This window comes from Candidatus Burkholderia verschuerenii (genome assembly GCF_001189365.1).
In the GTDB taxonomy this organism is placed as follows: Bacteria; Pseudomonadota; Gammaproteobacteria; order Burkholderiales; family Burkholderiaceae; genus Caballeronia; species Caballeronia verschuerenii.
In genome coordinates this window covers 1-5,906 of sequence record NZ_LFJJ01000266.1, presented here as the reverse complement: position 1 = coordinate 5,906, position 5,906 = coordinate 1, and the positions used below count along the sequence as shown (strand labels likewise).

The following is a 5,906-nucleotide window of genomic DNA, read 5'->3' as shown; positions in this document are numbered from 1 at the left end:
GTGGAGACGCGCGCATAGCCGATCAGCAGGCCGGACGTTGGTTTGTTGGTCATGGCTCACCTGTCGCAAGTTATGTCGCATTATTCTATAACGTGCGACAAAGATATGCGACAATAGAAACCTAGGCAGGCCGGGGCTTTGCGGGGATGGGGGAAGTGTCGCGTGTTGACTTGTGCGACACGTCCCGATCGTATGCGGTTGAAATACATTTGACTATGTATTACACTGCAATACGATTGATTGGGAGAAACTGCTATGGGTGTCAGCCGCATGGTACAGGCTCGCGTACCGGGCGAAATTCAGGATGTGGCCAATCAGGTCATTCAGGCGTCTGGCCTGTCGGTCAGCGACGTGGTGAGAGTGCTCATGACGCGCATCGCGCACGACAAGGCGATTCCATCAGCACTGTTCCAGCCCAATGCGGAAACGCTGGCAGCCTTTGCCGAGGTCGAGCAGGGGGGCTTGAAGAAGTTCGACTCCGTGGATGCGCTGTTCGACGATCTACATGCGGACGATTGAGCGCACGACCGCTTTCAGGCGGGACTTCAAGCGCGAGGCGAGGGGGCCACACCGAGGTTTGCTGGATACCGACTTGCGGCAGGTCATCGAAGCGTTGGCAAATGATCAGCCTTTGGAACCGAGACACCGCGACCACGCGCTAACCAGCAACTGGAAGGACTATCGGGATTGCCACATCAAGCCCGACCTGGTTCTGATCTACCGCCTCATCGGAGCCGATCGGTTGATCCTGACCCGTCTTGGCTCTCATTCGGAGCTTGATCTATGACTTGTGCGACACGGCCATGGAGAATTTCCACCGTGCCACCTTCGGATTGCTCGTGTTTGTTCGTAGTTTCAGGAACCATCAGAAATCCCATATTAATCGGAATGTAAATTTCCATTACTATGGAGAGCTTCAAGCTATGGAGGTTGCGATGGCATCGCTCGCGGTCACGACGAAAGGGCAGGTCACGCTCAAGCGGGACTTGCTGCAACATCTCGGCATCAAGCCGGGAGAACGAGTCGATTTTGAAAAGCTGCCTGGTGGCGAACTGCGGGTGCGGGCGGCCAGGCCGACCGGCACCATCGATGGTTTTCTTCATGCCATTGACGGCAAGGTGAAGCCGAAAAAGCCACTGTCAATTGAAGAAATGAACAACATCGCGGCGGCTGGTTGGGCTGGCGAACTGGACGACGAATGAAGATCACCGCCGACACAAACGTCCTCGCTCGCTCGATCCTACAAGATGATCCGACGCAGGCCCGGGCCGCTCGGAAGCTGCTCAAGGACGCGACCCTCATTGCGGTTTCGCTACCGTCGCTATGTGAACTGGTTTAGATACTGCGGCAGGGCGCAAAGCTGTCGAAAGAAGACGTAGCGACCGCGATCCGTGCGCTGCTCGACGCGGGGAACGTGGTCATGAACCGGCCCGCCGTTGAGGCCGGGCTTGCGTTGCTGGAAGCTGGCGGCGACTTTGCCGATGGGATCATGGCGCACGAGGGCAAATGGCTGGGCGGGGAAATCTTCGTGTCGTTCGACAAGAAAGCGGTCACGCTGCTGTCGAAACACGGGGAGGCCGCGCAGATCCTAAGCTAAACCAGAGAATAGGTTACATCACTGCTCCGGCGCTGGCACATTGATCGTGCAGCGTTGCGCTTTCTTCGCTTTGGCGGCCGTCTCGGCGCACGCGGCAAGCGTGGTCTTGTTGGTGCGCACAAGATTGCTGGCAGGCATGGTTACTACCCCGCCCTACTCCCGGAACAGATCGGAATGCGTGCCGGTGCGCTCGAAATGAACGCTCGTCGCGTCAACTTTGTAGATCAACAACCAATCCGGCTCTATGTGCAGATCGCGATAGCCGATCCAGTTTTTCAATGGATGGTCGCGCAGCCGGACCGGCAAGGGCGTTTCCTCGATCAACAATTGCAGGACATCGCGTAGCTTCGCCATGTCCTTGCCGCGCTTCTCTGCTCGTTTCACGTCGCGCCGGAACTGGCCGGAATAGGACGGCTCACGCACTCAGACACCCAACTGCTTGAACAGGTCCGCCGCGTCCTTAGCCTTGTGAATGTCCTCCCCGCGTGCCGTCTTCTCCATCGTCCTGACGGTTTCCGCGTTCGGCACCTTCACCGGAAAGGGAATGGCCTTGTCACGGGCAACCCTGACAAGGGCCATGCGGATATAATCCGAGACGGAAAGCCCCATCTCTGCGAGCGCCTTGGTGGCGCTGTCCTTCGTTTCGGCGTCCACGCGAGCGCGCACTACGGAATCGACTGCCATGATATTAGCTCCCGAAAGCAATTGTAGTCCAATGTAGCTATAAACGGCTACAGATTCAACCCCTACTGCTCCGGCGCGGGCACATTGATCGTACAGCGTTGCGCTTTCTTCGCCTTGGCGGCCGTCTCGGCGCACGCGGCAAGCGCACGCTTGTTGGCATGCACGAGATCGCGGGCATCGACCAGGCCGCGCCAGCCGGTCGGGCTCGCTGACTGCATGAGCGCGCCGCCAGCGTTCCAGCGATCGGCGCGCATGACGGTTGCCACAACGGCCATCTCGACCGATCCGGGCAGCACGCGCGGCAGAAACAGCGTCAAAAGCACGCCAACGACCAGGCTGGCCGCGCCGACGCCCCAAAGCCACCCATCTTGATCCCGGCGCAGGCGGCCGGTCCTGACCAGCTCGCGAAGCTCGCCCGCCACGCGCTCGAGGACAAGTCCGCGCGCCTCGAGGGTGCGGCTGGCATGCTCCGATACACGATCCCCGGCGCTCTCGATCGCGCGGGCATAGTGATCAGGGCCATGCCTCAGCGTCGGCAATGTCTGCAAGGCGTCGAGGGCCTGGCCGACAACACCGATCTGTTTAACGATGCGGGCAAGCTCCTGGCCGTAGTCGGGCGGTTGCTGGAATGTCTCGAACTGATCGAAGGCCGCTTCCACCCCCTTGCGGATCGTCGTCATCTCTCGCGTGAGATCGCCAGCCAGGTCTTCGACCCTGCGCCGGAGCGCTGCGAAGGCCTGGGCCGGATCACCGGCCTCATCATGCCGGTCGTCCATCACCGGCGCTTCCTCTATCGCTCCATCCCATAATCCTGGCTCCTGTCCCGCCTCAGGCTCTGGTGCAGCTCGCGAGCGAGGCCCTCGCCCTGGCGCACGTGCCGATCGATCCCGAGGTCCTGGCGGCGGGCGCGCAGGATGGATTCCACCTGCGCATCGCGCCCGAGGCTTTCCGTCATACCGCGCATTTGCCCCTCGACCTTCTGGCGTGCCTCGTCGTGCTGCCAACCACGCAACGCCTGACGCTGCCCTTGTAATTGCTGCCAGCGCTGCACGAACCGTTAGGCCCTGACGTTCGGGTCCGCCAGCGCCGTGCGTTCGCGATCCAGGCCGACGACGAGCTTTCCGGTGCGCTCGCGACCGGAAAGCTCGGTCATCGCGCGCCTTGTCTCAGAATCATGCTGCAAGGCCGACACCATGAGCGCCGATGTTCCCGGCCGTGCCTGGTCGAGCCCAAGCTCCGCCGCGCGAATCTCCTGCTTCTGCGCGTCGAGGACAGGCAAGCCCTCGCGGACATGTCTGTCAGCCGCACCGAAGGCTCGCGCATAACGGTCAACGGCGCGTTCCATCTCGCTTGGCCGCCCCAACCGGGCGGCCTGCCTGTTTCGCTCCGACACCGCCCGCGCGCGCTCCCCTCTTTCCGTCCGTTCGCTGCGCTCCTGAGAGGACGTAGGACGGGCATTGAGCTTGAGGCCGTCGAACATGCCACCCCGTTGCTTCTCGACCTGCTGCGGCCGTTTCTGGTCGATCTGCGGGCCGTTCTCGCCGGCGTACTGCTCGGCCACGCCCCGGCGCTGCTGCCGATCGCTGGCGAGATCCTCGCGAGGATCTGCACGAATATCCTGCGCGAGATCCACGCCGACTTTTTGCGAGGATCTCGGCGCGCGGTCCTCGATCCGCTTCCGCTCGGCAGGGTGACGCTCGGCCGCGCGGTCGCGGGGAACCTCGATCTCGCTGCGAACGCCCATGTGCGCCGCGATCCCGCGCCGCTCGGCGAAGTCGCGGGTGTAATCGAGCGTGGTTTCCTTCGCGCCCGATCGCGACAGGCGGCTTTCAAGCTGCTCGTAGGCCAGCTCGCCAGCGTCTCGAACCTTCCATGTGTTGCGGTGCGTCTGCGTGCCATCCGGCAAGGTCACGGGGGTGGAGCCGAGATGCTGAAGACCGATCTTCTCCCCGATCGCCGGCGCGGCGTCCTCCATGGCGCGCTCAAGGTCAACGCCCCATGTCGTGTGGCGCTGCCCTTGGTCGTTTTCCAGCGTCACATAGTAGCTGTCGCTGTTCCTCGGGTCATGCTCATACGGAGCGGCCCCATGCTCGACCAGGCGACCGGCCTGCCCGGTGAACGCGTCTTGGCTACCGTAGAGCTGCACCCCCTCTCGATGCCGCGTCATGACGACATAGGTCAGATGCCGGTCCATCGTGCCGGAGGCCAGCACATAGGCGCGATCGACCGTCGCCCCCTGATTCTTATGGATCGTCGTCGCATAGCCATGGTCGATCGCCTGATAGTCGCCCATCGGAATGCTGACGCGCTCGCCGCGCCCCTGCCCGCCCGGGCCGTCGAGCTGCGCGACGATCATGGGGCCGGCACCCGGCTTTCCGGCCTCGACCTGCTCGACCGTGCCGAGCATCCCGTTTTTCACGCCAAGGTCGCGGTTGTTCTCAAGAAACACGATACGGTCGCCCGTCGCGAACTCCCGCTTGCCGTCATTGGTCTGGAAGGTCAGCGCGCCGGCGTCCTCGCCCCGCGCCAGCTCGCCGCGCTCCTGAAGGGCCGAACGGATACCCTCATTCAGCGCCCGAACATCGGCCCGGCGATGCGCCATGGCAACGCGGGTGCCGTCCGGCCGCTCGTCGCGATCGGCAAGGTAATCGCGCACGATCTGGCCGCGCGCGTCCTCGCCTGTCTCGGCAAGGCTGATCGCGCCATGCTCGCGATAGGCCGCCAGCCCCTCGGCCGGCCGGTGCGTGGCGAAATCAACCGACGCCTCCCGCTGCCAGTCCACGCGCTGCCGGCGGATTTCGGAAAGCTCGGCATGACCGATTTCCTCGGTGATCGCCCGGAACGGTGCGCCGGCCCCGATCGCCTGCAACTGCTCGTGGTCGCCGACAAGGACGATCTTCGCCACGCGCGCCTCGGCCTCGCCAACGAACCGGGCGAGCTGGCGGCTCCCGACCATGCCGGCCTCGTCGATCACGAACACGTCGCTGCGGCCGAGTGTCCTGCGGTCGTTGTCCCAACCGCGGGACCAGGACGCCAGCGTCCGGCTCCGGATGCCGGAGGATTCCTCCAACCCCTCGGCCGCCTTCCCCGACAGGGCCGCGCCGTGGACCGTATAGCCCTTGGCCTCCCACGCCTCGCGCGCGGCCGCGAGCAGGGTGGACTTGCCAGCGCCGGCGAACCCGACCACGGCGGCAATCCGTTCCGGCCCGGTGATATGCTCGATCGCCTGCCGCTGTTCGTCCGAAAGACCAGCCTCTATCCGTTTTGCGCTGAAATCTTTGTCGCCACCTCCGATTTCCGGGGATGACGGCCCAGCCATACTTGAACGGATAGCCTCGTCCTGCCTCGCTATTGCTCGCTCGACATGATGACGGGCAACGCCATGGCTGCGGGCATCATTCATGCCCTTCGCCCGCTCGGCCATGGCGCTTTCGATCTCGACCATGTCGCGGGTCGAGTACCGGGCAAGCGCAACCTCGCCCGTTGCCGGGTCCGCCTGCTCAGCCTGCAATTCCACCAGCGCCGGCGAGGCCATGACCTTCGCAAAGGCGCTCTGGAATTCTTGGCGGTCGTCGTTGATGTAGCGATGCAACGCTTTTGCAACGTCGCGCCGATCGAACACGCT

The 5,906-nt window shown here is 63.4% G+C and carries 10 protein-coding genes; 5 read left to right on the top strand and 5 right to left on the bottom strand.

Going from position 1 to position 5,906, the window contains the following annotated elements:
- Positions 1–255: 255 nt before the first annotated feature.
- From BVER_RS27100 to BVER_RS34715, 4 genes are all read left to right on the top strand, one after another.
- Positions 256–519, top strand: coding sequence for a type II toxin-antitoxin system RelB/DinJ family antitoxin (locus tag BVER_RS27100; RefSeq protein WP_050455894.1), 264 nt, complete (start codon positions 256–258; stop codon positions 517–519).
- Positions 485–787 (top strand): type II toxin-antitoxin system YafQ family toxin, encoded by a 303-nt coding sequence (locus tag BVER_RS27095; RefSeq protein WP_440588108.1) that lies wholly within the window; start codon positions 485–487, stop codon positions 785–787. The genes BVER_RS27100 and BVER_RS27095 overlap by 35 nt, the downstream gene beginning before the upstream one ends.
- Before the next feature lie 148 nt (positions 788–935).
- On the top strand, positions 936–1,202 hold the full coding sequence (locus BVER_RS27090; protein ID WP_050455892.1) for an AbrB/MazE/SpoVT family DNA-binding domain-containing protein: 267 nt from the start codon (positions 936–938) through the stop codon (positions 1,200–1,202).
- Positions 1,203–1,420: 218 nt separating this feature from the next.
- Positions 1,421–1,597 carry a PIN domain-containing protein gene (locus BVER_RS34715; protein WP_232316842.1) on the top strand — a complete coding sequence of 59 codons (177 nt, stop codon included), beginning with the start codon at positions 1,421–1,423 and terminating at the stop codon, positions 1,595–1,597.
- A gap of 18 nt (positions 1,598–1,615) precedes the next feature.
- Here BVER_RS34715 and BVER_RS34710 read toward each other — a convergent pair whose 3' ends face one another.
- From BVER_RS34710 to BVER_RS27070, 4 genes are all read right to left on the bottom strand, one after another.
- The gene (locus BVER_RS34710; RefSeq protein ID WP_232316841.1) at positions 1,616–1,735 is read right to left on the bottom strand and encodes a DUF6118 family protein; all 120 of its coding nucleotides are present in this window, start codon (positions 1,733–1,735) and stop codon (positions 1,616–1,618) included.
- A 15-nt stretch (positions 1,736–1,750) separates the two neighbouring features.
- On the bottom strand, positions 1,751–2,020 hold the full coding sequence (locus BVER_RS27080; RefSeq protein ID WP_050455891.1) for a type II toxin-antitoxin system RelE/ParE family toxin: 270 nt from the start codon (positions 2,018–2,020) through the stop codon (positions 1,751–1,753).
- Positions 2,021–2,281 (bottom strand): type II toxin-antitoxin system RelB/DinJ family antitoxin, encoded by a 261-nt coding sequence (locus BVER_RS27075; protein WP_050455890.1) that lies wholly within the window; start codon positions 2,279–2,281, stop codon positions 2,021–2,023.
- Positions 2,282–2,343: 62 nt separating this feature from the next.
- Positions 2,344–3,057: a DUF6118 family protein gene (locus BVER_RS27070; protein WP_050455889.1), complete on the bottom strand. Its 714-nt coding sequence runs from the start codon at positions 3,055–3,057 to the stop codon at positions 2,344–2,346.
- Between the two features lie 62 nt (positions 3,058–3,119).
- Here BVER_RS27070 and BVER_RS33005 point away from each other — a divergent pair, with 62 nt between their 5' ends.
- Entirely contained in the window at positions 3,120–3,314 is a 195-nt protein-coding gene (locus BVER_RS33005; RefSeq protein ID WP_198155428.1) for a hypothetical protein, read from the top strand.
- 24 nt (positions 3,315–3,338) lie between these two features.
- On the opposite strand, the gene traA is transcribed toward BVER_RS33005, so the two are convergent.
- The coding region (traA, locus tag BVER_RS27065) for a Ti-type conjugative transfer relaxase TraA (protein WP_198155427.1) at positions 3,339–5,906 on the bottom strand (2,568 nt) is incomplete at its 5' end.

Coding starts and splice junctions, on each gene's coding strand:
- BVER_RS27100 (WP_050455894.1), top strand. CDS start 256: ATGGGTGTCAGCCGCATGGTACAGGCTCGCGTACCGGGCGAAATTCAG.
- BVER_RS27095 (WP_440588108.1), top strand. CDS start 485: ATGCGCTGTTCGACGATCTACATGCGGACGATTGAGCGCACGACCGCT.
- BVER_RS27090 (WP_050455892.1), top strand. CDS start 936: ATGGCATCGCTCGCGGTCACGACGAAAGGGCAGGTCACGCTCAAGCGG.
- BVER_RS34715 (WP_232316842.1), top strand. CDS start 1,421: ATGAACCGGCCCGCCGTTGAGGCCGGGCTTGCGTTGCTGGAAGCTGGC.
- BVER_RS34710 (WP_232316841.1), bottom strand. CDS start 1,735: ATGCCTGCCAGCAATCTTGTGCGCACCAACAAGACCACGCTTGCCGCG.
- BVER_RS27075 (WP_050455890.1), bottom strand. CDS start 2,281: ATGGCAGTCGATTCCGTAGTGCGCGCTCGCGTGGACGCCGAAACGAAG.
- BVER_RS27070 (WP_050455889.1), bottom strand. CDS start 3,057: ATGGACGACCGGCATGATGAGGCCGGTGATCCGGCCCAGGCCTTCGCA.